The following is a 23768-nucleotide window of genomic DNA, read 5'->3' as shown; positions in this document are numbered from 1 at the left end:
ACAGGCGCTTTTCACGAATCGTGCCGGGAGAGGCAGGCGGCGGGGGCCTCCGCTGGCCCCGTCACGCCAAGGCGGCCGTGGCCGCGTCACATGAGGACGGCCCCGGCCAGGACCATGCCCGCAGCATCGCGCACCACCAGGGTCTGCCCAGGCGCCGGGCGCGGCGCGGGGGCGGCGAAGGACACGTCCAGAACGTCCCCATCCGGGCCCCGGACGACCGTGACCCTGGCCGGGCGAGGCCGCTGCCGGTAACAGGTCTGCACCAGAAGCTGTTCGGGCCAGACCGCCGCGTCAGCCAGAAAATTGACATCTCGGGCCTGGCAGCCCGTGGCGTCGAGTTCGGCCCGGACGCCGACCACCAGGGCGTTTCTCGCCACATCCCGGGCCAGGACGTACAGAGGCTCGCGGAAGGAGACGCCAAGGCCCCGCCGCTGCCCCACGGTATGCCGCCACAGGCCCGCATGTCGGCCCACCTCCCGTCCGTCGGCCAGAAGGATCGGCCCCGGCCCGGAAAGCGCGACGTGGCGGGAAAGCAGAAAGGCCCGGTAGTCGTCGCCAGGGATGAAACACACCTCCCGGCTCTCGCGCGGCAAAGGCGGCGTAAGGCCGCGCGCGGCCAGTTCGGCGGCCAGATGGCTCTTGAGGCGCCCGGACAGGGGAAAAACCGTCCGGGCCAGATCATGCGGCGGGACCAGGGCCAGGAAATAGCTCTGGTCGCGGGTGTGGTCTGCGGCCGGAAACAAACGGACCCCGCCTTCAGCGGAGACTTCAAGACGGGCGTAGTGGCCTGTGGCCAGACGCCTCGCGCCAAGGCTGCGGGCACGTTCGGCCAACACGCCAAATTTCAGGCGCGGGTTGCACTGGCTGCACGGATTGGGGGTGTGGCCTGAGGCGAACGCCGCCACAAAGGGGGCGATGACGGCGGCCTCGAAGTCGGCGCGCACATCAAGATCGAAAAAAGGCAGCCCCAGACGGTCGCACAGGGCGGCCAGGCCCTGGGCGGCGCGATCCGAGTCGTCGGGGAGGCCGTCGTTCCGGCGCGGCAGAAACCGGGCATGCACGGCCATGACCGCGTGTCCCGCCTCACGAAGCAGGGCCAGGGCCATGAGGCTGTCGGTTCCGCCGCTTACGGCCACGGCGATGGGCATGGCGCTTTGCTTACACCCCCGCCGGGGCCATGGGCGGCCTGACCGCATCCATCACGGCCTTGGCCGTGCACAGAAGGCGCGTCTCGTCGAAGGCCGGGCCGAAAAGCTGGAGCCCCACCGGCATCCCGCTTTGAGCCCCAAGCCCCACAGGGATGGACATGCCCGGCAGGCCCGCCAGATTGAGCGAGATGGTGAAGATGTCGCTCAAATACATCTGCAAGGGATCTTCGGTCTTCTCGGCGATGCCAAAGGCCGTAAACGGCGAGGTCGGGCCGACAATCACGTCGCAGGAGGCGAAGGCGTCGAGGAAATCCTGGCGGATGAGGCGTCTGACCTGGGCCGCCTTGCGGTAATAGGCGTCGTAGTATCCGGCCGAGAGCACATACGTGCCGATGACGATGCGCCGCTGCACCTCGGGACCGAACCCCTTGGCCCGGGACAGTTCGTAGAGCCCGGCCAGATCCGTGGCTGCGGCGTCGCGAAATCCGTAGCGCACCCCGTCGAACCGGGCCAGGTTGGAGCTGGCCTCAGCCATGGCCACGATATAATAGGTGGCCACGGCGTACGGGGTATGCGGCAGGGACACCCGCACCACCTCGGCCCCAAGCCCCCTGGCCGCATCCACGGCCGCCCGGCAGCAGTCCAAAACCTCGGCGTCCACGCCTTGCCCCCAGTATTCGTCGGGAAGCCCCAGGCGCACCCCTTTGAGGTCGCCCTGTTTCGCCCAGGCGGCTAGGTCCGCCTCGTAGTCCGGCACATCCCGGGGGGCGCTGGTGGAATCTTTGGCGTCATGCCCGGCGATGGCCGTGAGCATGGCCGCGCAGTCTTCCACGCTGCGGGTCATGGGGCCGATCTGGTCCAGGCTGGAGCCGTAGGCCACCAGTCCGTAGCGCGACACCCGGCCGTAGGTGGGCTTTATGCCGACAATGCCGCAAAAGGATGCGGGCTGGCGGATGGAGCCACCCGTGTCCGTGCCCAGCGCCCCAAAGCACTGGCCGGAACTGACGGCGGCGGCGGAACCGCCGCTGGAGCCGCCGGGAACCTTGGTGGCGTCCCAGGGGTTGGCCGTGGTCTGGTAGGCGGAATTCTCCGTGGACGAGCCCATGGCGAACTCGTCCATGTTGGCCTTGCCAAGGATCACCGCGCCCGCCGCCTTGAGCCCGGCCACGGCCGTGGCGTCGTAGAAGGGAACGAAATTTTCCAGGATCTTCGAGCCGCAGGTGGTGGGCAGGCCCTTGGTGCAGATGGCGTCCTTGACCAGGACCGGAACGCCCCACAGGCGTTTGTCCGGGTCCGGGCCCGCCGCGTCCAGGCGGGCGGCCTCGGCCAGGGCGGCCTCGCCGGCCAGGTGCAGCACGGCATGGAGCTTGGGCTCCGTGGCCTCAATGCGGGCCAGGCAGGCCGTGACGGCGGCCGTCGCCGTGATCTCGCCGCTGCGCAGTAGGTCGCGCACGGCGGTCAAAGACAGGGAACACAGATCGTGACTCATGGACGGCATCCTCTAGACGATTTTGGGCACGATGAAAAACCGGCCGTCGGTTTCCGGGGCGTTATGCAGCACCTCGTCGCGGGAACAGGTACGCACCGCCTCATCGGGCCGGGTGGGCGAGACGTGCGCCACGGGGCCGTAAAGAGGCTCGACGCCCGTGGTGTCCACGGCGGCGAGGGTCTCCATATACTTCAGGATGTCGCCCATCTGTCCGGCAAAGCGTTCGAGTTTGTCCGCATCCAGGCGCAGTCTGGCCAGGGTGGCGATTTTCGCCGCGAGTTCGGGGGAAACGTCCATGGGTGGCGTGACTCCGTGTCGGTTGATTAGATCGCAGGCTGATGGGCCGGGACGGGCGCCTGGGGAGCGGCCGGGGCCGGTGGAACAAGGGAAGACGGCGCGCCCGTGGGTGAGGCGGCCGCCGGGGCCGGGACGCCTGCCCCTGCTCCTTCCGCCCCCTGGCCGTCCGGCAGGGGGGCAAGGCCAATTTGTTCCTCGCGGGACGCGGCATAGGCGCTTTCGGACTCGGGTGCGGCGCCGGGGACGGCCCCACGGCTGCGAATGGTGTTTAAGCGTTCGCGAAAGCCCTCGGGGTCCAGGGGCACGGGCCCGGCCACGGACGGCCGGAAAAGGAACATGGACTGATGCACCTGCCCGGTGGCGTCGTAGCTTAGGGGGGCCATGCTCCACTGCAGGGAGGCGGCGGACTGGGCCAATCTGGCGCTCACGTCTCCCGGAGACGTCCCGGGCGACAGGGGGCCGACCAGGGCGGCCATGCGGATGAAATCATAGCCCAGGGCCACCCAGAAATCCGCCGGTTGCTGGCCTTCGGCGTGCATGACCCGCGTAAGCTCCCGGGTGGCCGGGGCATCGCTCTCCTGCCACCATGCGCCGGGGCACACGGCCAGGCGGTAATTCTGGATATTGATGCTGCTTTTGGCGGCGGCGGCCCGGCTCAGGGCCTCGGTCCACAACTGCGGCCCCATGATCAGCAGATCCTGGACGTTGTTGTGGAAGAAATACGGCAGGATGCCGTCCGAGCGGTTCCAGTCGTCGGGGATGAACACCGCCCCGAACCCGCCGCCGGCCTCGGCCTGCTGCAACATCTGCTGCACGGCCACATCCCAGCCCGTGGCGTCGGCGGGATTGTAGATGCTGGTGGCCGTGACCTGTCCGCCCAGCCTGGCCGTCTCCAGGGCGAAGAGTTCACCCATGGCCTGGCCGTAGCGGTCCTCGGGACGCAAAAGCCCGTAATGGCGGATGCCGAAGGAGCCCAGGGACAGGTTCAGCAGGGCGTCGATCTCGTCTTTGGGGCTGCTGAAAAAGCGCCAGGCATCCACCCCCTCGTGCAGGGTCTCGCCCAGGGTGGGCATGAACACCAAAAAGAACCGCCCGCCCGGGATGCCGCCGGAATTCTGCAATTCCTGAAGCGAAATCCGGTGCATGGGGCCGCCCACCAGGGTGATCTCCGGGGGCAGGTTTTGCAGCCGGGTCAGCCAGTCGGGCTGGGTGACGTCGATGACCGTGACCTCGACGGGCGTCCCGGCCTGGGTCAGTTCCGCCTGCCCGGCGTGGATGCCCTTGACCACCTTGCCGCCGAATTCCCGGAACTGCCCGCCCAGGGGCAAAAGCACGGCCACGCTGTGCCCGGACGGGGCCGGGGCGTCGACCTGGCTGGCCGGGGCCAGGGACGAGGCGGCCAGACTGTCCAGGCCCCGGTTCATGATCCGCTGGGGCAGGGTTTTGTCGGCCAGTTCGCTCATGCGCGACAGGCGGTCCACCAGCTCACGCAGCCAGGGCCGCTTGTCGGGCTTGGTCAGGGCGTCGCGCCGGGCGCGTTCCAGGGCGATAAGGTTGTAGGGAAAGGTGTTGAGAATGGCCTCGGAAACCAGGGCGTCGCACTTGCTCAGGGCCGGATCGGGGAGACTGCCCAGGTTTTTGGCCAGGTATTCCTCCATCTTGCCCAGGGCGGCGGGGTCCGTGCCGCGACGCCGCACCTCGCTTAAGACCTGCACGCCGCGCGCGGCGTCGCCGGTTTTGGCGTAGCGCATAAACAGGTCGATGGCGGCCTCGGCCTGGACGAGCCAGGGCGCCCGGTTCTCCTGGATGAGCCGGGACAGATGCTCCCGGGCACGATCTTCCTGGCCAAGGCCCGTGAGCGCCTGGGCGTAGCGGTAGTTCCATTCCCAGCCGTTGACGGCTGCCGGATCGGCCGCGCCCCAGGCCTCAATGCCCGACAGGGCGGCCTTGTTGTCGCCCATGAACAGGGCGCTTAAGGCGCTGCGCTTGATGGCCAGAAGCTTTACGTCCTGGGGCAGGGACCGCTGGGTCATGAGCTGGGAATAGAGATTGCGGCTCTGCTCATGCCGCCCGGCCTGCCAGGCGGCGTCGGCCTCGGCCCAGCGCTGATCCCTGGCGGCCGCCGACGGTTTCCCGGGTTCTTCCGGACCCTGCATGCCGGCGCACCCGGCGAGGGCGGCAAGAAGCGACAGAAGCGCGACGACGCGAAAAAACGCATGTGTGGGAAATTTCATGACCATTTCGGTGGTTTCGGCTGGCCGCACAGGCGCCGCCGTTTTCGGTAAACGGAAATATGACCGCTCACTCAAGGCGTGACAGGTATTTTCCTTATACGCATGGGGCGGGGAAGGCAAGGAGAGGCCGAGCCGGATCGATCTGCGGGTTTATGACCAGACAGAATTCTTTCATGCAAACAATATATTTGACAGGCGTAACATTTTTTGCATAATAATACGCATAACTATATACAGGCGGATATGATCATGAAAACGGCATGTCGAAGCCTACTCTGCCTTCTTGGCGTCCTCATCCTGTATGCCCTGCCGGGCCTTGCGGAAGAAACGCCAAAGAGCATTGCGGCGTCGGCATCCACAAGCGATGCGTCCTCCAGCGCCGACCAAAAAACCCAGGCGGAACAAAAACCGACATCGATTGATGCCCCCTCACCCAGACGCGAGACGACCTCCAGCGCCGACAAACCGCACCCCCCGGGCGAACATGACCCGAAAGAGGCTGCGACGCCGCCACCCAGCCGCGACGCGGCCACCAATACGGAGAAACAGCCGCCCAAGGCGGAACACCCCCCGCAGGATATCGAAATTCTTCCAGCCTGCCGCAGTTCGGTCTACGTCTTTGACAAAAGGAAAAATCCCTCCGAGATAACAGGCTTTTTACTTAACGGAGAGAGAACTGAAAACGTATTCAAACTGCCTTTTCCTTTGAACGGATTTGCGGTCTACGAGGTCGCTCTGCCCTGGAACGACAAAACGGATTTCCGGGTAGGGCTCAAAGTGCAGGACAGCCTCATCTTCGATAAACACGTCACGTTGGAAAAAAATCTCCCTCCATGCTTCTGGCCCCGTCCCTGCATCATCAGTGTCTCCCCGGCGCGGGTTCTCGAGGGAGGAAAACTCACCATCACCGGAACCCATCTCGGAACAGACAACACTGACCTCACGCTTTACATCCGGAACAACACACCAATCGTATCGAGACCGCTGCACAATCCTCTGATGTCGTTACGGAATTCTCTCGAAAGGTCTCGGTCGTCTGTTTCCGCCGTCGTTTAGCCGACAGCGCTGATCTTGTTTCACCTTGAGGCGGCGTTCGTCACTCCTTAGCGTAAGTGTTCCTCAACATCCCGCTTTGAGCACCGCTTTTTTCAAGTTGAAAGCCATAGCGTTGAGTAAAAATTCAAGTTCAACCTTGGCTACCCCCAGGTAACGCGTCCGGAAGAAGCCATAACCTCTTTTGAGCGTTCCGAAAGCCCGTTCCACCTTCGACCGGACGCTGCTAACTTGACGATTTGCCGCTTTTTCGGCGGGGTTCAGCGCACGGTTGCGAGCGGCCTTATGCATGATGCCGTCGGCAAGTCTCCGAGCTTGGAGCACATGCCTGTTCAACTGGCTGCTGTATCCCTTGTCCGCATAGATGCGGCCCCCTGGCATGGGGCCAATCTCATCAAGAATATCCACGAATTCCTGCGTATCCGAACGGTTGGCGGGCGTGACATGGCCGCCGAGGAGAAAGCCGTCCCGGCTGTCCGTGGCCGCATGGACTTTGTAGCCGTAATAAGCCCGGTTCCCTTTGCGCAACCAGGCCGCATCGGCGTCATCGGAGTAGCTGATGGTTACGTCCGACGCCTCGTCGTCATCTTCCTCGCGATCTTCGGGAAGAATATCGATTACTTTGAGGGGGCGGCGCGAGGAGGTGATGACGCTCGCGTCCACGATGGCTCCTTCACGTACCAGTAAGCCGCGCCGCTGGAGTTGATGGTTGAGTTTGTCCAGAAGCCGCTTCAAGACGTTTTTTTCAAGCAGGCTCTGCCGAAACCGGCAAATGGTCGAGGAATCGGGCACCTCGTCATGATCAAGGGAAAGGCCCACGAATCGGACAAAGGACAACCGATCGTACAAGCATTCCTCCACCGCCGCGTCGCTCAGGTTGTACCACCTCTGGAGCAGAAGGATTTTAAACATCGGCAACGGTGCATATGCAGGATTACCAACGGCATTGACGACTCGGCTGAGCTTTTTTCGAAGAAGCTTCTCAAACGGCTTCCAATCAATGAGGCGATCAATCTCATCCAGAAAGCATTCCTTGTGCCTGCGATGGGACACGACGTAGTCGGCAATACCGGGCTTTTTGGAATTGCGCTCGCTCATGATCGCCTCCATCATTTTTGATGGAGAAAATATAGCATAATTGCCTAAAATTACAATAGAATTGTGCCATTTTTCCGTGCAACGGTCTCGTATCCGAATTCATCACCCCACCCGACAACAACAAACTCCAGACGGCAAGATTTCTCATACCCACAGAAAACATGTTACCTATCTTATACAAAGACAGCACGGCATGGAATACCGATGTTCCCATTGCCGTGATGACGGGCATCAACAACAAAACGACACAACTCTCGAACTGGGTCCGCGCAGGGCTGGTCCGAAACGATGCCAAGTATTGGCTGTTCGCTTCCTGCCTTGTCATAACAGCCGCCATTATTTTTATAGTTTTTTCGATTCTTCGCAATAACCTTGAAACATCATGTACGATCAGGCAAACATGTCTTTTGTTGTTTTTTGACAGCCAGACCAACACGTACAGCCTGTCAAAGTTGCAGGCATTAGGATGGACAGCTTTCGTCCTTTGGAGCTATCTGTATTTGGCGCTTGGGAGATTCTTCTTGACCGGAGATTTCCTTATTCCAGACCTCAACGAAAGCGTTTTGGAACTTTTAGGCATCAGCTATACTGGCCTGCTCACCGCGAGAGGCGTTGGAAAATCCTTTCCTAAAAATGACATTGCATCCACGCAACCCAGGCTGTGCGACTTATTTTCGGAAAATAATGAGATCAGCCTCCCCAGATTACAGCTTTTTTCCTTTACGATTGTCGGATTCATCCTCTATTTTGCAGCAACCTTCAATCCAGACTTCTTCCGTACTGGCCTCCCAAAAATCCCAGGCACCCTCAACGCCCTGTTACTTGTCAGCCAGGGCGGCTACATCGGCGGCAAGCTGACGGGTTCCTCCGCCGTCAATCACATCCTGCCCAGGCGGATCAAAGCCCCCTTCACTGTCCCCATCACCATTTACGGCAAAAACTTTGCCGACAAGACGACAATCCTTGTGCAAGGATTGCAGAACCCCATCGCTGCGACATTCATGAATCAAAATGCCGTGCAACTTTCCCTCCAAAACGCAACCCTTGATCTCGGCTTGAAACAACTGGTGATCATTCCGCCGACCGGAGGCAGCTACGTCATCGAAAACGCGCTGGAGGTCATCGCCCCCAAAATCCACAAAACCTTGCGCACGGACCCGACCGGACATACCGCCCTGGAGGTGGATTTCATCGGGATCGTGTTGAACGGCGAACCGCTGACCGTCCAGTTGGTCACCACGCCGCCGCCCCCCAAACAGCCGGGAGGCGCTGCACCTCCCATTGCGCAGCCGCCACCCCAACAGCCGAGTGGCGCTGCACCTCCTATTGCGCCGCCGCCCGCCGCTCCCCAGCAGACCTATCCCCCGCTGGCCATCGCCCATATGGCCGGGAACCGATACATGGCCACACGCCCGGGGGGGCTCACGACAGGCGACACCATCCGCATCGCCGCCACGGACGGCTCGTTCGCCTTCGAGACCACGGTGAACGGCACGGCCACGGACGGCTACGAGTCGTGACGCTGCCCTGATCCGGCCCCCGACGCGGCCGGACAAAAAAACGCCCCCGGCCATGGGACAAACCCATGGCCGGGGGCGATATGTTTCGACTGGCGCGTGAGACCCCGGGCGTCCCGCTACAAAAGCTTCACCAACGCGGCGATCAACGCCGCCTGGGCCACCAGCATCCCCGCCACCCACTTCAGGATGTCGGCCTTGGTTTCGGCGTTGGCCTTGACCATCTCCGCCGTCAGGCGCAGTTCCAGCTCCCGCAGATCCCGCTTGGTGGCCAGTTCCGACTCCACGATTTCGCGCAGCACCGTGACCTGGGCCTCGGCCTGCCGCTCGGTGAAACCCGCCTCCATGAGACGTTTGGCGAACGCCAATGTGTCGAAAGTGGTTGTGACCATGGAGCCACCATGCGTATGCGGGAGGCCAAAGTCAAGCCCCCGGCCATGGAACAGTCCCATGGCCGGGGGCGATATGACTGGCCGCTTCGAAGCGGCTGTTACTTCTTCACTTCGGTATAGTCGGCGTCCACCACGTCGTCGTCGCCGCCGGGCTGGCCGCCGCCGGGACCGGCCGCGCCGGGGCCGCCGGGGCCGCCCGCCGCGCCGCCCGCGTCGGCCTTCTGCTGGTAGAGCTGCTCGGCCAGCTTGTGCGCGGCCTGGGCCAGCTCGTCCGAGGCCTTCTTGATGGCGTCGGCGTCGTCGCCCTTGAGCACTTCCTTGACGTGGTTCACCTTGGCCTCGATCTCGCCGCGCAGCACCGGATCGATCTTTTCCCCAAGGTCGGCCACGGACTTTTCCGTGGTGTAGACGAGCGTATCGGCCTGGTTTCTGACCTCGATGAGCTTCTGCTTCTTCTTGTCATCCTCGGCGTGGGCCTCGGCGTCCTTGACCAGCCGCTGGATCTCCGACTCGGACAGGCCCGAGGACGCGGTGATGCGGATGGACTGCTCCTTGCCCGTGCCCAGATCCTTGGCCGAGACGTTGACGATGCCGTTGGCGTCGATGTCGAACGCCACCTCGACCTGGGGCACGCCGCGCGACGCGGGCGGGATGCCGGTCAGTTCGAAACGCCCCAGGGTCATGTTGTCCGTGGCCATGGGCCGTTCGCCCTGGAGCACGTGGATGGACACCGAGGGCTGGTTGTCCGCCGCCGTGGTGAAGACCTGGCTTTTGCGGGTGGGGATGGTGGTGTTGCGCTCGATGAGCTTGGTGAACACCCCGCCGAGCGTCTCAATGCCAAGCGACAGGGGCGTGACGTCGAGCAACAGCACGTCTTTGACGTCGCCGGCCAGGATGCCGCCCTGGATGGCCGCGCCCATGGCCACCACCTCGTCGGGGTTCACCGAGCGGTTGGGCTCCTTGCCGAAAAACTCCTGCACGGATTTTTGCACCAGGGGCATGCGGGTCATGCCGCCGACGAGCACCACCTCGTCGATCTCCGTGGTCTTAAGCCCCGCATCGGCCAGGGCCTTGCGGCACGGCTCCACGGTGCGCTGCACCAGGTCATGGACCAGCGACTCCAGCTTGCCGCGGCTGAGCTTGATCATCATGTGCTTGGGGCCCGAGGCGTCGGCCGTGATGAACGGCAGGTTGACCTCGGTCTCCATGGACGTGGACAACTCTTTCTTGGCCTTTTCGGCGGCCTCTTTCAGGCGCTGCAGGGCCATGCGGTCGGCCGACAGGTCGATGCCGTTTTCCTTGCGGAACTCGTCCACCAGGAAGGTGATGACCCGGTGGTCGAAATCCTCGCCGCCAAGGAACGTGTCGCCATTGGTGGCCCGGACCTCGACGACGTTGTCGCCCACCTCCAGGATGGAGATGTCGAAGGTGCCGCCGCCCAGGTCGAAGACCGCGATCTTCTCGTTGGCCTTGCGGTCGAAGCCGTAGGCCAACGACGCGGCCGTGGGCTCGTTGATGATGCGCTTGACCTCAAGCCCGGCGATACGCCCGGCGTCCTTGGTGGCCTGACGCTGGGAGTCGTTGAAATAGGCCGGGACGGTGATGACCGCCTCGGTGACGGTCTCGCCCAGGTAGGTTTCGGCGTCTTTTTTGAGCTTCTGCAGGATCATGGCCGAGATCTCGGCGGGCGAATACTTCTTGCCCTCGATCTCCACGCTGGCGTCGCCGTTTTGCCCTTCCACGATGCGGTACGGGCAGTGCGCCAGCCATTTCTGCACCTCGGGGGCGTCAAAGCGGCGGCCCATGAGGCGTTTGATGGCGAAAACGGTCCGCTCGGGGTTGGTGATGGATTGCCGTTTGGCGATCTCGCCCACCAGGCGTTCCTTGGTGAAGGCCACCACCGACGGGGTGGTGCGGCCGCCTTCAGGGTTGGATATGCATTTCGGATCCTTGCCCTCCATGACGTACACACACGAATTGGTCGTCCCGAGGTCGATCCCGATGATTTTTCCCATACTGTCCTCCCTCTTTCTTCTTTCCGCCAGACGCGGCCTCATTTCCGCCACGTCAGACAATTGTGTAGTATAAGTCCGCGCGGCCCGCAGTAAAGGGGCCTTCCCGCGATTTATCCCTGCCGAACCATGACCTTGGCCGGACGCAAAAGCCTGCCGCGCAGACGGTATCCCTTCTGCAGCACCCGGCTGACGTGGTTTTCCGCCACATCCGATGACTCTTCCATCCCAACGGCCTCGTGATGCTCGGGATTGAACTCCTCGCCGGTCGTGCCGAACTCCTCCACCCCATGCCGGGAAAGGATGTCCACGAACGCCTTGCGGGTCATCTCCACGCCCATGACCAGATCCTTGCAGCCCGCATTGCCCCGGCCATGCAGAAGGGCCAGATCGAGATTGTCCAATACCGGCAAAAGCTCGGAGACGATGCTCTCGGTGGCGTACTTGAAGTACTCCTCCTTCTCCTTGACCAGCCGCTTTTTGAGATTCTCGGACTCGGCCAGGATGTACAGCCGCCGGTCGCTCTCGGCCGCCAGTTCCTCGCGGCAGCGGGCCAGTTCCTGAACGGGGTCCAGGGCGGCGGAGTCTCCCGCGCTATCCGCCGGGGGGGCATCCATGCGATTTTTTTCCTCGTTGTGCTCCATGCCGGGCATGCTCCTTCACGTGATTTCGACGAACGTGTGGCCCGACACTCCGTCTGGCGAAGTCCCGGGCCGAAAAGTCCGTTTCCGGGGGAATCCCCCGAAAACCCAGGCGGTCAAAACCGCCGGTCAAGCATCCTGGTCAAAACCCGGGCCGTATAATTGAGGACCGGGGCCAGCCGCGCATAATCCATGCGCACCGGGCCGATGACCCCCAGCGCCCCCAGGGGATGGTCGCTTGGGCCATAGGGGGTGGAGATGGACCCGAAATCCGGAAAGGACTCAAGCTCCGACTCCTCGCCCAAGATAAACACGGTTTTGAATTCGTCCATGCTTTTGTCCAAAAGCTCCAAAAGCTTGGTGCGATTTTCCAAGACCCGCAGGAGTTCGCCCATGCGCCCGACATCGGAAAATTCCGGCTGGTTGACGATATTGGCCGTGCCGTCCACGAAAAGCTCCCGCGTCGATTCCGGGGCAAAGGCCTCGGCGGCCAGGGTCAAGGCCCGGCGGTACAGTTCGCCGAACTGGCTCTCGGCCTTGCGCAACTCGGCCAAAAGCTTGGCCCGCACCTCGGACACGGTCATCTCGCCGAAGAGGTGGTTCAAGTAGTTGGCCGAGGCGGCCAGATCGTCGGCGGTGATGTCCGGGCTGGTCTCAAGCAGCCGGTCCAGGACCATGCCGCCCTGAAGGATCAGGATGGTCATGACCAGGCCGGGCTTGATCAAGGTGAATTCGATGCGCTTCCAGCGCGCGTCGGCGTGGCGGGGGGCGATGACCAGGCTGACCTGGAGGGAGTGCCCGGACAGGATGCGCGACACCTGGCGCAGGATGTCCCCGAGTTCCGGCCCGGCGGCCCCGAGAAGCGTGGTGATCCGGTTTTTCTGGGACTCGGCCAGGGGCCGCAGGCGCATGACCTCGTTGATGTAGAGCCGAAAGGCCCGGGCCGAAGGGATGCGCCCGGCCGAGGCGTGGGGCTGCTCCAGGTAGCCCTGCTCGGTCAGGTCGGCCATGATGTTGCGGATGGAGGCCGGGGACAGATTCAGGCCGCTTTTTTTGGCGACGGTACGCGACCCCACGGGTGCGGCGTCGGCGATGTAGGATTCGACGATGGTGGTCAAAACCTGTCGTTCGCGTTCGAGAAGCGGCATGACGTCCCCTGTCTGGCACTCTTGTGGCGAGAGTGCCAGACGGGTAACAACGGCATGGCCGCCTGTCAAGGCCGGGCAGGAAAAATGCGATCATTTCCCATTGAAATAGTTCATTTTTTAATGATTTAGGCAAAACGCCCGGCAGCTAATCGCACCGCTTGCGCCCAGGCTAACCCATACGCCGCCCCGCCCCCTGGGGCGCCCCCGTAGACGGAAGAACGCCATCGCCCATCGCCTCGCCCCCCCTGCCCGGGGGACGCAGGCCCTGCGGCGCCGCCCCGGCCCGCCACTGTGACGGCGAACTCCCCATGATCCGGCGAAACATGACGGCAAAGGCGCTTTGGCTGTCGTAGCCCAGATCCATGGCCACCTGCAGGACCGATTGTCCGGAACGGAGCCGGGACATGGCCTCCATGACCCGCAGCCGTTGCCGCCATTCCCGAAAGGTGAGCCCCGTCTCCTGGACGAACAGCCTGGCCAGGGTTCTGGGGCTGACGTTTATGCGCCCCGCCCAGTGCTCAAGGCCTCCGGCGTCGCCGGGATCCTCGGCCAGTTGGACGAGCAGGGGATGCAGGCGTCCGCCCTCGGCCATGGGCAGATGGCCCACGCCAGCAGGGCCGCCATGCCGGATCTGGTCCGTGATGACCAAAAGGATGCGCTGGAGTTCTTCGGCATGGTCCGCCGAAGCGGGCAGGGACAGGCCGTGGGCCAGGAGCTCCTGCAAAAGCGGGGTGACCTCCAGCACCCGGCAGTCCGTCGGGAGCCCGCCCACATGGCGCGTACTCACATAGACGTTATGCACGAACAGGTCGTCCATGGCCTGCACCCCGTGCTCCACCCCGGGGGGGATCCACATGGCCTGGCGGGGCGACCCCGTCCAGACGCCCCCTGCGGCAAAGACCTGGTAACGGCCGCTTTTGGGAAAGATGAGCTGTCCCAGGCCATGCCGGTGGGGCTTCCCGCGCAGTCCCCGGGGCAGGGTGCTCGGGAAGAGCAGAACCGCATTCCCGGTGTTCTCGATCCGGGCCAGGCGCTCTGGCGACGGATGAACCGACGCTGACCGATTTTCGCTGCATGTTGTCATGTTCGCGTGATACCTCGAAACTGCAAGTGGATATCATTCTCATTCAGACTGAGAAAGATGGCCGCCCCGGCCCTTTCCGCCATAGCACCCCCAAAAGACACGGAGGCCACCCGAATGCGAACGAGCATCCTCACCATGTTTTTTCTGGCGCTGGGCGTCCTGGCGGCCCTTCCCGGGGCGCCCTGCCGCGCTGCGTCCCAGGCCGCTCCCATCGAACGCGTGGTCATCGCCGACACCCAGGGGGATTGGGGGGCGCCCTCGCCGTACCTGCACGACAAGCGCGGTCCAGGTTATGTCCTGACCACGTTGGTCTTCGATACCCTGATCTGGAAAAACGGGCAAGGCGGGCTCATTCCCTCCCTGGCCGCATCCTGGCGGGCAGAGGGCGAAAGCTATGCGTTCGAACTCGATCCGGCGGCGAAATGGCATGACGGCGCCCCCGTCACCCCGGAAGACGTGGTTTTCACCTTTGATTACGTGAAAAAGCACCCCTATTTCAACGTCGACGTCTCCATGGTGGCCGCCGTGGAAAAAACCGGGCCGCACAGCGTCACATGCACCCTGTCGCGGCCCTTCGTGCCGTTTTTGACCAACGTGGCCGGGAGCCTGCCCATCCTGCCGCGCCACATTTTCGAGGCGGTGGACGATCCCGGCCGGTTCACCGCCCCAAAGGCCCTGACCGGCTCTGGCCCCTACCGCCTGGCCGCCTACGACCAGGCCCAGGGCCAGTATCTTTTCGCCGCCAATCCCGAATACCACCTGGGCGCTCCCCTGGCGGGAGAGATCGTCTTTATGAGGATGAGCCCCCCGGCGGCCCTGGCCGCCCTGAAAACCGGCCAGGTGGATCTGGCCACCTCGGTTCCGGCCGCAAGCATCGACGAGCTGACCGCCGCCGGGATCACCTGCATCACCTTCCAGACCAGCCATCCCGTCCGGCTCAAATTCAACCATAAAAAGCCGATCCTGGCCCAGGCGGCCGTACGCCAGGGCCTGGCCCATCTCGTCGACCGGCCGCGCATGGTGGAGACGGTCTATCTGGGGCGGGCCGACCTGTGGGACGCCCGGGGGCTCGCCCCCCTGGCGCCCGGGGCCGCCGACCTCTACCCCCACGATCCCGCCGCCGCCGCACGCCTTCTGTCCAGCGCAGGCTGGACCCGGCAGGGCGACGCGCCCTGGCGCACGGAAACGGGAGAGGCGGCGCTGACGCTGGTGGCGCTCAAGCAGTACGACGCCCTGGCCCGCATGACGGCGGCCCAGCTCACGGCGGGCGGCGTGCCCGTCACCGTGGCCCTGCATGATCGCGGCGGGCTCAACGACCGGCTCACCGCAGGCGACTACGATCTGGCCGTGGTCTCCTTCAGCCAGCTTGGCGACCCCGACACCCTGCGCCACGCCGTGCTCGGCAAACGCCCCGAGAGCGACGACTATGCCGCAGACCCGGAATTGACAGCCCTTTTGACGGCCCAGGTCTCCGAGACCGATCCGGCCAGACGCCAGGCCATGGTCGAGGCCGCAGGCGAGCGTTTTGCCAGCGAACTGCCGTCGTTTTGCATGCTCTCGGCCCAGGCCGCCGCCGGCAGCCGGGATCGCATCCGGTTCTTCGTCACCCCGGGCGGCATCGGCCAAGGGACGCCGCTTATCCTCAACAAAAAGGCTTTCTTGCCGTGAGCCGGGAACTCCCGGCAACGAAGGCGGGCCCTCGGGCGCAGGCCTGGGCCTGGCTGCGGGCCGCCGCCGGGCGCATGGCGGAATACCTGGCCAGCCTCGCCGTGCTGGCGGCGATCACCTTCTTCGCCCTGCGCGCCCTGCCCGGCGATCCGCTGGCCATCCTCTACGGCGAGGCCTCGGTCCAGGGGCTCACCCCGGAAAACCGGGCCATCCTGGCCGCGCGCCACGGCCTGGACGCCTCCCTGCCCGAGCAGTTCCTGCACTATGCCGGAATGCTCTGCCGGGGCGACCTGGGCCAGTCGGCCCGCCATGCCCGGCCGGTGGCCCAGGTCATCGGGCAGGCCCTGCCCTGGACGCTGCTTTTGGTGACGAGCGCCACGGCCATGGCCCTGGCCGCAGGCCTGTTCCTCGGAATCGAGGCCGGAATGCGCCGGGGCCGGGCGGCGGACGGGATCATCCTGGCCGCCGTCACGGCGCTCGACAGTCTGCCGCTTTTCGTCAAGGCCATCCTGGCCCTTTTCGCCCTGTGCCTCGGGCTGGCCCTTTTCCCCGTCTCCGGGGCCGCCACGCCCTTCACCCAGGCCAAGGACTGGGCCCTTGCGGCCGACGTGGCATGGCATGCCGCCGTCCCGGCCGGGGTCTTGGCCCTGCACGAGATCACCAAGCTGACCTTCGTCATCCGGGCCCTGGTGGTGGCCGTGCGCGGCAGACCCTTTCTGACCGTGGCCCGGGCCAAGGGCGTGAGCGCCTTCGGCCTGCGCAGCCGCCATGTGGCCCCAAACGTCATGGCCCAGGTGACGGCCAGGACGGCCGCCATGTTCACGGAGCTTTTCGCCGGGTCCATCTTCGTGGAGACGGTTTTTTCCTATCCGGGCCTGGGCAGGCTCCTGTACGAGGGGATTTTCGGCCGCGACTACCCCCTGGTCCAAGGGCTGGTTCTGGTCCTCGGGGCGGGCGTGCTGACCGTGAACATGGCCGCCGACCTCGTCATCGGGCGTCTGACCGAACGGGAGGCCAGGGGATGACCGGACGGACCCGGAGGCTTTTGACCTGTGCGGGCGTCGCCGTGGCCGGGGCTCTGGCGATCTTCGGACTGGCCTGCCCCCTGCCCGATGCGCCCATGACCGGGGAGGTCTTCGCGCCGATATCCGCCGTCCACCCCCTGGGAACCAACCAGCTCGGGCAGGACAACCTCCTGCGCACCCTTCTGGCCGCTCCAGGCACCCTGGCCATCGGGCTGGCCGCCGGGACGTCCGGACTCCTCGCCAGCACCCTGTACGGATTCGCCACGGCCATGCTGCCGCCGATGGCCGGCCGGGCCATGCTGCGGGTGGTGGACATCCTCACCGCCCTGCCGAACATCGTCCTGGCCATGCTTTTGGCCACCTGTCTCCGGCCTGGGCCATTGTTTCTGGCCGCAATCCTGGCGGCCATCACCTGGCCAGCCGAGGTCCGCCTCCTCGCCGCGCTGGCCCGGGGGCAGATGCAGCGCGACAGTTTCCGCACCGCCAGGGTCTACGGCGCCGGGCCCCTCCATCTGCTTCGCCGCCATCTGCTGCCCCCGGCCGGGCCGGTCCTGGCCGCGCTGGCCATCCAGGGCACGCGACGCGCCGTCATGCATGCCTCGGGGCTGGCCTTCCTGGGGCTGACCAACCCGTCCTCACCCACCTGGGGCAGCATGCTGGCCGAAAGCCTCCCGTTATTTTACGAACCCACGGCCGTCTGGCTCATCACCGGCCCTGCCGCCGCCCTGAGCCTGTCCATCCTGGGACTGACGTTCCTTGGAACGCGCCTGGAACGTCGCCACATCCCCACCGGAGAAGCCGCATGATCGCCATTGACGACCTGGGCGTGCGCCACGGCGAAACGCCGGTGCTCGCCGGGGTGTCCCTGACCCTTGTTCCCGGCCGTCCGGTGGCCCTGGTGGGCGAATCCGGCGCGGGCAAAACCAGCCTGGCCCTGGCGCTCATGCGCCTTTCACCGGGGCAGGTGCATGGCCGCCTGCGCATCGACGGCGAAGATGTCATGGCCTTCGACGCCGGACGGCTCCGGCGCTATCGCGGCGGCCAAGCGGCCCTGGTGGTGCAGGCCGTGGGCGAGGCCTTAAATCCCCACATGCGGGTGCTCGACCAGGTGGTCGAGGCCATGACCTGCCAGGGCACGGCCGCAGCCTCAAAGGCCGCAACGCGCGCCCTGGCCCTTCTGGCCGCCCAGGGAATCGAGGAGGATACGGCGGCGCGCTATCCGGCGGGGCTTTCCGGGGGCGAGACGCAGCGCATCCTCTTGGCCATGGCCCTGGCCAACGACCCGGCCCTGCTCATCCTGGACGAGCCCACGGCGGCCCTGGATCCGGCCTCCCGGGCGACGGCCCTGGCCACCATCAAAGAAGCCGCCCGGGACAGGTGCGTCCTTTTCATCACCCACGATTTCGCCGCCGTGCGCGATGTGGCCGTGGAGACGGCCGTACTCTACGGCGGCCGCCTGGTGGAGCATGGCCCGACCCGCGAGGTCCTCGCCGCCCCCCGCCACCCCTACACCCGGGGTCTGGTGCGCGCCCTGCCGGAACGCCATGGCGGCAAGGATCTTCAGGGCGTGCCCGGGGTCTTTGCGCGTCCGGCCCGGGGATGCCTGTTCGCCAACCGCTGTCCCCAGGCCGTGGCCGTGTGCCGGGAGATGGAGCCGCGTCTGAACCGCCGGGCCTGCGGCCACGTCTGCGACCATGGCCGGGACCACGGCCACGACCATGTCCTGGCCTGCCACCGGGGCGGCATCGTGGCCGCCATGACCGTGCGGGGCCTGACGAAAAGCCTTGGCGGCCGCCGCATCCTCGACGGGCTGGATCTGACCCTGGGTTGCGGCGAGACGGTGGTGGTGTGCGGCGAGTCCGGCTCGGGCAAGTCCACCTTGGCCCGCATCCTGGCCGGATTGGAGACCCCGGACGGCGGCGGCATAGCCTTCGACGACGCCCCGGGCAGGGTGAACCACGGCGGGCTGGCCCTGGCCCCGCAACATCCCCACACGGCCATCGCCGCCCACTTTTCCATCGCCGAGGCCGTGGCCGAACCCCTGGTCTGCGGCGGCATGGGCGACGCCGCCCGGCGCGAGGCCCAGACGGCGGCATGTCTGGCCGCTGTGCATCTGCCCACGGACAAGGCCTTCCTGCGGCGGCGCGCCCATTCGCTCAGCGGCGGCGAACTGCAACGGGTGGCCGTCGCCCGGGCGCTGGTCCAGGATCCGGCCGTGCTGGTGGCCGACGAGGCCACCTCGGCCCTGGACGTCAGCGTGCAGGCCAAGATCGTCCGGCTGCTCATGGAGCTTCAGGAAAAAAGGGGACTGGCCATGCTGTTCATCACCCACGACATGGCCCTGGCCCGCCGGGTGGCGGATCGCATCCTGGTCATGGACCACGGACGGCTGCGCCCCGCATCCGGGGCTTAAGATTGGACACCGCGCCCCGGCATGGGATAGGCAGGGCATAGGCATCGCCACAAGCCGCGCCCGGCTCGTGGCCGCCCACATCCCGGGGAGCCCGACATGCTGAAACGAAACTCCGGTCGCACCCTGATCGGCCATGCGGCCGCGGCCCCAGTCCTGCTGTTCCTGCTGTTCCTGCTGTCCCTGTGCCTGCCCCTGGCCACAGCGCGGCACGGCCACACCGCCCCTGCGGCAGGCCCCCACCCCGCCCCCCAGGCCTCCGGGGCGGACCTACCGGACACGGGCGTACCCGGGCCCCTGGCCGTCTGGAAGGACTGGGTGCTACGCGGCGATCCCGACTCGGCCTGCCCCACCGTGGGCAACGACCCGGGCACGCGGCAATGCGCCTTTCCCACCCGGCTTACCCTGACCCTGACCGATACCGGCGCAACCTTCTCCATGACCGTGACGGTCTTCGCCGAGACCGCCGTGGCCCTGCCGCGCACCGCCCGGGCCTGGCCCGAAGACGTGCGCGCTGGCGGCAGGCCCCTGCCCGTGGCCTGGGCCGCGTCCGGGCCGCAGCCCACGCCCAAGGGCCAGCCGGGGACCGCGCCCACGGAGGGCGGCGAACCCCGGGTCACGCTGGCCGCGGGAGAACACGAGATTTCCGGCCGCCTGACCTTCTCCGGCATGCCCGGGGTGATCTTCGTCGATGCCCGCACAGGCCTGGTGGAGATGGTCAAAAACGGCGCGGCCGTGCCCTTTGAACGAAGCGCCGACGGCCAGTTGCGCACCGCCGTGGCCAAGGCCGAGAAAAAAGACGGCGACGCCCTTTCCGTCACGGTCATGCGGCTGGTGCGCGACGGCTCGCCCCTCACCGTGACCACCCTGGCCCGCCTGGAGGTCACGGGCATGGCCCGTCGGCTGACCCTGGACAGGCTCCTGCCGCCGGACTCCGAGCCCCTGTCGGCCAAAAGCCCCCTGCCTCTGGCCTTCGGGCCGGACGGAACCCTTTTCGTGCAGGCCGGACCCGGACGCTTCGATGTGGAGGTGACCTCCAGGATGTCCGGGCAGGTGACGGCCATCGGTCCCGCCCCCTGCCCCTTCGGCCCCGAGACCTGGGCCTTCGCCCCGGCCCCGGATCTGCGCGAGGTGGATGTGGCCGGGGCCCCGGCCGTGGACCCCAGGAACACGGATCTGCCCGGGGCCTGGAAGGGATTTGCGGCCTTCGCCGTCACCCCGGGGACGATCCTGGCCCTGACCGAAACACACCGGGGCGAACCGCCCGCCGGTCCCGACACCGTGTCCCTGACGCGCACCCTGTGGCTGGATTTCTCGGGCCGGGGGGCCACGGTGCGCGACCAGCTTTCGGGGGAGATGCGCCACGTCGGCGTCCTGACCATGCCCCCGCCGGGCGCCCTCGGCCGGGTGACGCTTTCCGGACGCGACGCCCCCGTGGTGCTTGTGCGGCCCGAGGGGGCGGCCGACGACGCGGCCCCCGTGCCCGGGGTGATTTTGCCCGGGTCGCGAGTGGACGCCGTGGCCGAATCGCGCCTGGAGGACTTTTCCGGCTCGTTTGCGGCCGTGGGGTTCGACCTGGACGTCACCAGCCTCTCCGCCGAGGTGCGCCTGCCGCCGGGCTGGACGGTCCTGGCCGCCGGGGGCGCGGACGTGGCCTCGCCCACCTTCGTGGGACAGTTCACCCTGCTCGACCTGTTCCTGATCCTTTTGGCCGGACTGGCCGCCGCCAGACTCGGCGGCCCGGCCGCCGGGGGCTGCGTCTTCGTGTTTGCGGCCCTGGCCCTGCATGAACCCGAGGCCCCGGGAGCGGCCTGGATCTTCCTTCTGGCCGCCCTGGCCCTGTCCCGGCTGGCGGCGGCCAGAAGCGTGGCCGAGCGGGCCCCCTGGTTCGGCCGCCTGACGCGCATCCTGCGGTTTTTCGCCTGGCTGGTCATGCTCGTGGCGGCGGTGCAGTTCATTCCCGACCAGTTGCGTCGGGGGATGCACCCCCAGTTGGACGACCACGGGCACTTCATCGCCCCCCAGGTCGCCATGGCCCCGGCCATGGCCCCCGAGTCGGCCCGCAGCCAGGCCCAGGGCGACATGGAATATCTGGATGCGGACAAATCCCCCGCCCCGCCCCCGGGCCCGGCGGGCAAGGCCTCCCGGGCCGCAAAGGCAGCCCCCGCAGCCATGTCCGCCGGGGCTGCCCCCCCGGGGGGCAAAGTCTCCCTGGACTACGACCCCGAGGCCCTGATCCAGACCGGCCCCGGGCTGCCGGACTGGTCGTTTGGCGCCTTGCGCCTGTCCTTCGACGGCCCCGTGTCGCGTGCCCAGACCGTGCGGCTGTGGCTCATCCCGCCCTTTGCCAACCTGATCCTGGCCTTTGTGCGGTGCGCCCTGCTCCTGGCCGCCCTGTTCCTTCTGGTCCGCCGGGACAGGATGTTTTCGCCGGACAGCCCGGCCACGGCCCAGGATCCCCCGGCCGTGGCCGCCGGGACGGCCTCGGCCGTGGTGCTGGCCCTGGCGATCCTGTTTGGGGCCGCCGCCCCGGCCTCGGCCCAGGAATTCCCGCCCAAGGAGCTTTTAGAGGCCTACAAGGCCCGGCTGACCAAGCCTGCGGCCTGCTTCCCCGCCTGCCTGGGCAGCCCCCGGGCGGACATCACCATTGAAGGCGGCCGGTTGGGCATCGCCGTCCGCCTGGACGCCGCCGCGCGGACCACGGCCCCCCTGCCCCGGGTGTCCGACGGCTGGCGGCCGGACGCCGTCAGCCTGGACGACGCCCCGGCCCGGGAGCTTGTGCGCCGTGGCGACGAAACCCATCTGCTCCTGCCCCCTGGCGTCCACCGGGTGGTCCTGTCCGGGCCGCTGCCGACCGCCGACTCCTTTGCCGTGGACTGGCCCCTGCTGCCCCGCCGCCTCAGCGTGGCCGCGCCGGGCTTCCAGGTCCGGGGGCTGGCGGCCGACGGGACGCCGGATTCGGCCGTGCGCCTGGACCGGGAAAAAAAGGACGCCCCGGCGCAACCGGGCGATGGCCAAAGCCCCGGCGCCCAGCCTGCGGCCGCCACCACCCGTTTCGCCCCTTTTCTGCACGTCTCCCGGACCATCACCATGGGCCTGACCTGGAGCGTCGTCACCGACGTGACCCGCTTAAGCCCGAAGGGTGAGGCGGTGGTGGCGGAGATCCCCCTGCTGCCCGGCGAATCCGTGTTGGACGAGACGGTCAAGGCCGCAGGCGGCAAGGCCCTGGCCACCCTGCAACCGGACCAGCAACACCTGTCCTGGAAGTCCAAACTGGCCGTGGCCCCGGAACTGGCCCTCGTCGCCCAAACGGGCGCGCCCTTCACCGAGACCTGGACCCTGGCCCCCTCGCCCATCTGGGAGGTGGACCCGTCGGGCGTGCCGCCGTCGCAGACCTTCGACTCCGCCGGGCAGTTCCGGCCCGTTTACCGGCCCTGGCCCGGCGAGACCCTGACCGTGCGCGTGGCCCGTCCGGGACCGGCCCCGGGAGAGACCCTGACCATCGATTCGGCCCTTTTACGCGTCAACCGGGGTGAACGGCTGGCCGAGTCGTCCCTGTCGCTCGCCCTGCGCGCGGCCAAGGGCCAGCGCCATGTCCTGACGCTTCCGGCCAACGCCGGGCAGATCAAGCTCGTCGTCGACGGCCGGGAGACGGCCTACGGCAGCGATCCCACGACAGGCGCAAGCGCCGGGCCGACCCCCGGCCGGGTGGAGTTTCCCATAAAGCCCGGGGCCCACGACGTGCTGCTGACCTGGCGGCAGGACGCGGGCATGTCCCTTGCGGCCCATGGCCCGGCCGTGGACCTGGGGCATGCGGCGGCCAACGTGCTGGTTGAGATCGAACTGCCCCGGGACCGCTGGACGCTGTTCATCTTCGGGGACACGCCGCTTTCGCCGGTGGTGGGATTTTGGAGCTATCTGGCCTTCATCCTGGCGGCGGCGCTCATCCTGGGCGGCTTTACGGCCACGCCCCTGTCCCGGAGGCAGTGGTTCCTCCTGGCCCTGGGCCTGTCCCAGATACCGGCCCCGGAGGCCATGCTGGCGGCGGCCTGGCTGTTCGCCCTGGGCCTGCGCCACTCCTACGCCCCCAATGACGGCTGGCTGGCCTTCAACGCCATGCAGACCGGCCTTGCCGCCCTGACTGCGGCCGGGCTTTTTTGCCTGTACACGGCCATCGAACGCGGGCTTTTGGGCGATCCGCTCATGCAGGTGGCCGGGAACGGCTCCTCGGCCCGACTGGTGCGCTTCACCTTCGACCGGGTGGCGGGCATGATCCCGGACACCATGGTCGTCAGCGCCCCGCTCGTGTTTTATCGGCTGGCCATGCTGGCCTGGTCCCTGTGGATGGCCTTGGCCCTTTTGTCCTGGCTCAAGTGGGGCGTGTCCCGCTTCACCGAGGGCGGGGCCTGGCGTCGGGCGGCTCTCCGGCTGCCCCGCTTTTCACGCCCGGCCCGGCCCGTTTCGCCCCCGCCGCCCGCCGGGGACGGCCCGGGACCGGACGCGCCCGGCGGCCACAACCCGTAACCCAAAGGGACGCGGCCCGCGCCGCGTC

The 23768-nt window shown here is 66.6% G+C and carries 17 protein-coding genes; 7 read left to right on the top strand and 10 right to left on the bottom strand.

The genetic code is table 11. The annotated features are described in order from the left end of the window. Window positions 1–86 precede the first annotated feature (86 nt). The 4 genes from GD606_RS00495 to GD606_RS00480 are packed head-to-tail and all read right to left on the bottom strand — an operon-like array spanning window position 87 to window position 5168. Window positions 87–1148, bottom strand: coding sequence for a tRNA-specific 2-thiouridylase (locus GD606_RS00495; protein ID WP_163303747.1), 1062 nt, complete (start codon window positions 1146–1148; stop codon window positions 87–89). Window positions 1149–1158: 10 nt separating this feature from the next. Then, a complete protein-coding gene (gene gatA / locus GD606_RS00490) occupies window positions 1159–2637 on the bottom strand; it encodes an Asp-tRNA(Asn)/Glu-tRNA(Gln) amidotransferase subunit GatA (RefSeq protein ID WP_163303748.1) in 1479 nt (492 codons plus the stop codon). A gap of 12 nt (window positions 2638–2649) precedes the next feature. Then, the gene (gatC, locus tag GD606_RS00485) at window positions 2650–2934 is read right to left on the bottom strand and encodes an Asp-tRNA(Asn)/Glu-tRNA(Gln) amidotransferase subunit GatC (protein ID WP_163303749.1); all 285 of its coding nucleotides are present in this window, start codon (window positions 2932–2934) and stop codon (window positions 2650–2652) included. Between the two features lie 26 nt (window positions 2935–2960). Beyond that, the gene (locus tag GD606_RS00480; RefSeq protein WP_163303750.1) at window positions 2961–5168 is read right to left on the bottom strand and encodes a type 1 periplasmic-binding domain-containing protein; all 2208 of its coding nucleotides are present in this window, start codon (window positions 5166–5168) and stop codon (window positions 2961–2963) included. Window positions 5169–5411: 243 nt separating this feature from the next. Between GD606_RS00480 and GD606_RS00475 the strand changes: the two genes are divergently transcribed. After that, window positions 5412–6224 carry an IPT/TIG domain-containing protein gene (locus GD606_RS00475; RefSeq protein WP_163303751.1) on the top strand — a complete coding sequence of 271 codons (813 nt, stop codon included), beginning with the start codon at window positions 5412–5414 and terminating at the stop codon, window positions 6222–6224. A 63-nt stretch (window positions 6225–6287) separates the two neighbouring features. Here GD606_RS00475 and GD606_RS00470 read toward each other — a convergent pair whose 3' ends face one another. After that, on the bottom strand, window positions 6288–7319 hold the full coding sequence (locus GD606_RS00470) for an IS5 family transposase (RefSeq protein WP_176629173.1): 1032 nt from the start codon (window positions 7317–7319) through the stop codon (window positions 6288–6290). Between the two features lie 161 nt (window positions 7320–7480). On the opposite strand from GD606_RS00470, the gene GD606_RS00465 reads away from it, so the two are divergent. After that, window positions 7481–8839 (top strand): hypothetical protein, encoded by a 1359-nt coding sequence (locus tag GD606_RS00465; RefSeq protein WP_163303911.1) that lies wholly within the window; start codon window positions 7481–7483, stop codon window positions 8837–8839. Window positions 8840–8955: 116 nt separating this feature from the next. On the opposite strand, the gene GD606_RS00460 is transcribed toward GD606_RS00465, so the two are convergent. The 5 genes from GD606_RS00460 to GD606_RS00440 form a co-directional block, all read right to left on the bottom strand. Then, entirely contained in the window at window positions 8956–9228 is a 273-nt protein-coding gene (locus GD606_RS00460) for a CCDC90 family protein (RefSeq protein ID WP_163303912.1), read from the bottom strand. A 98-nt stretch (window positions 9229–9326) separates the two neighbouring features. Then, window positions 9327–11243 (bottom strand): molecular chaperone DnaK, encoded by a 1917-nt coding sequence (dnaK, locus tag GD606_RS00455; RefSeq protein WP_163303913.1) that lies wholly within the window; start codon window positions 11241–11243, stop codon window positions 9327–9329. Window positions 11244–11353: 110 nt separating this feature from the next. Then, window positions 11354–11884: a nucleotide exchange factor GrpE gene (locus GD606_RS00450; protein WP_163303914.1), complete on the bottom strand. Its 531-nt coding sequence runs from the start codon at window positions 11882–11884 to the stop codon at window positions 11354–11356. A 113-nt stretch (window positions 11885–11997) separates the two neighbouring features. Next, complete coding sequence (gene hrcA, locus GD606_RS00445; protein WP_163303915.1) at window positions 11998–13029, bottom strand: heat-inducible transcriptional repressor HrcA; 1032 nt, start codon at window positions 13027–13029, stop codon at window positions 11998–12000. A gap of 169 nt (window positions 13030–13198) precedes the next feature. Beyond that, window positions 13199–14113, bottom strand: a complete 915-nt coding sequence (locus tag GD606_RS00440; protein ID WP_176629172.1) for an AraC family transcriptional regulator — start codon at window positions 14111–14113, stop codon at window positions 13199–13201. 114 nt (window positions 14114–14227) lie between these two features. Between GD606_RS00440 and GD606_RS00435 the strand changes: the two genes are divergently transcribed. The 5 genes from GD606_RS00435 to GD606_RS00415 all read left to right on the top strand — a co-directional run bounded on the left by GD606_RS00435 (window position 14228) and on the right by GD606_RS00415 (window position 23740). Further along, window positions 14228–15781 carry an ABC transporter substrate-binding protein gene (locus GD606_RS00435; protein ID WP_163303906.1) on the top strand — a complete coding sequence of 518 codons (1554 nt, stop codon included), beginning with the start codon at window positions 14228–14230 and terminating at the stop codon, window positions 15779–15781. After that, window positions 15778–16806, top strand: a complete 1029-nt coding sequence (locus tag GD606_RS00430; protein WP_163303907.1) for an ABC transporter permease — start codon at window positions 15778–15780, stop codon at window positions 16804–16806. Before GD606_RS00435 ends, GD606_RS00430 begins: the two co-directional genes overlap by 4 nt. Beyond that, window positions 16803–17612: an ABC transporter permease gene (locus tag GD606_RS00425; protein WP_163303908.1), complete on the top strand. Its 810-nt coding sequence runs from the start codon at window positions 16803–16805 to the stop codon at window positions 17610–17612. The genes GD606_RS00430 and GD606_RS00425 overlap by 4 nt, the downstream gene beginning before the upstream one ends. Further along, window positions 17609–19219: an ABC transporter ATP-binding protein gene (locus tag GD606_RS00420; protein WP_163303909.1), complete on the top strand. Its 1611-nt coding sequence runs from the start codon at window positions 17609–17611 to the stop codon at window positions 19217–19219. Before GD606_RS00425 ends, GD606_RS00420 begins: the two co-directional genes overlap by 4 nt. A 96-nt stretch (window positions 19220–19315) precedes the next feature. Further along, window positions 19316–23740, top strand: a complete 4425-nt coding sequence (locus tag GD606_RS00415; protein WP_176629171.1) for a hypothetical protein — start codon at window positions 19316–19318, stop codon at window positions 23738–23740. Window positions 23741–23768 lie beyond the last annotated feature (28 nt).

This window comes from Desulfolutivibrio sulfodismutans DSM 3696, from assembly GCF_013376455.1.
GTDB lineage: Bacteria > Desulfobacterota > Desulfovibrionia > Desulfovibrionales > Desulfovibrionaceae > Desulfolutivibrio > Desulfolutivibrio sulfodismutans.
The sequence above is the reverse complement of the archived record's forward strand: the minus strand, read 5'-3'. Positions and strand labels throughout refer to the sequence as shown.

What these genes read in the sequence shown, in the direction of transcription:
- GD606_RS00495 (WP_163303747.1), bottom strand. Translation starts at nt 1,148, where the DNA reads ATGCCCATCGCCGTGGCCGTAAGCGGCGGAACCGACAGCCTCATGGCC.
- gatA (WP_163303748.1), bottom strand. Translation starts at nt 2,637, where the DNA reads ATGAGTCACGATCTGTGTTCCCTGTCTTTGACCGCCGTGCGCGACCTA.
- gatC (WP_163303749.1), bottom strand. Translation starts at nt 2,934, where the DNA reads ATGGACGTTTCCCCCGAACTCGCGGCGAAAATCGCCACCCTGGCCAGA.
- GD606_RS00480 (WP_163303750.1), bottom strand. Translation starts at nt 5,168, where the DNA reads ATGAAATTTCCCACACATGCGTTTTTTCGCGTCGTCGCGCTTCTGTCG.
- GD606_RS00475 (WP_163303751.1), top strand. Translation starts at nt 5,412, where the DNA reads ATGATCATGAAAACGGCATGTCGAAGCCTACTCTGCCTTCTTGGCGTC.
- GD606_RS00470 (WP_176629173.1), bottom strand. Translation starts at nt 7,319, where the DNA reads ATGAGCGAGCGCAATTCCAAAAAGCCCGGTATTGCCGACTACGTCGTG.
- GD606_RS00465 (WP_163303911.1), top strand. Translation starts at nt 7,481, where the DNA reads ATGTTACCTATCTTATACAAAGACAGCACGGCATGGAATACCGATGTT.
- GD606_RS00460 (WP_163303912.1), bottom strand. Translation starts at nt 9,228, where the DNA reads ATGGTCACAACCACTTTCGACACATTGGCGTTCGCCAAACGTCTCATG.
- dnaK (WP_163303913.1), bottom strand. Translation starts at nt 11,243, where the DNA reads ATGGGAAAAATCATCGGGATCGACCTCGGGACGACCAATTCGTGTGTG.
- GD606_RS00450 (WP_163303914.1), bottom strand. Translation starts at nt 11,884, where the DNA reads ATGGAGCACAACGAGGAAAAAAATCGCATGGATGCCCCCCCGGCGGAT.
- hrcA (WP_163303915.1), bottom strand. Translation starts at nt 13,029, where the DNA reads ATGCCGCTTCTCGAACGCGAACGACAGGTTTTGACCACCATCGTCGAA.
- GD606_RS00440 (WP_176629172.1), bottom strand. Translation starts at nt 14,113, where the DNA reads ATGACAACATGCAGCGAAAATCGGTCAGCGTCGGTTCATCCGTCGCCA.
- GD606_RS00435 (WP_163303906.1), top strand. Translation starts at nt 14,228, where the DNA reads ATGCGAACGAGCATCCTCACCATGTTTTTTCTGGCGCTGGGCGTCCTG.
- GD606_RS00425 (WP_163303908.1), top strand. Translation starts at nt 16,803, where the DNA reads ATGACCGGACGGACCCGGAGGCTTTTGACCTGTGCGGGCGTCGCCGTG.
- GD606_RS00420 (WP_163303909.1), top strand. Translation starts at nt 17,609, where the DNA reads ATGATCGCCATTGACGACCTGGGCGTGCGCCACGGCGAAACGCCGGTG.
- GD606_RS00415 (WP_176629171.1), top strand. Translation starts at nt 19,316, where the DNA reads ATGCTGAAACGAAACTCCGGTCGCACCCTGATCGGCCATGCGGCCGCG.